The sequence below is a fragment of the Salinimicrobium oceani genome (genome assembly GCF_012037645.1).
Window position 1 is genome coordinate 1 of the sequence record NZ_JAAVJR010001040.1, and the last position, 369, is coordinate 369.

1 pseudogene is annotated in these 369 nt (G+C 46.3%); it reads left to right on the forward strand.

The window, feature by feature from the left end:
• Positions 1-369 (forward strand): annotated as a pseudogene (locus HC175_RS20675) (malto-oligosyltrehalose trehalohydrolase); the annotation flags it as partial.

Sequence of the window (369 nt, forward strand, 5' to 3'; positions counted from 1 at the left end):
TGGCCCCTATTTTACCGAAAAATATCACACTCCCTGGGGAAGTGCCATTAATTTTGATGACGAATACTCAGACCAGGTACGGCATCATTTTCTTCAGAATGCCTTGATGTGGCTGGAAGATTTTCATTTTGACGGGCTGCGGCTGGATGCAGTACACGAGATCATTGATAGGGGCGCACGGCATTTCCTTAAAGAGCTCAGCGAAAAGACCGATGAGCTTGAACAAAGAACCGGAAAGAAATATACCCTCATCGCAGAAAGTGATCTTAATGATTCCCGGCTTGTTACCTCTTATAAGAAAGGCGGCTACGGACTTGAAGGCCAATGGGTGGATGATTTTCACCACGCCGTCCATACAATCTTAACCGG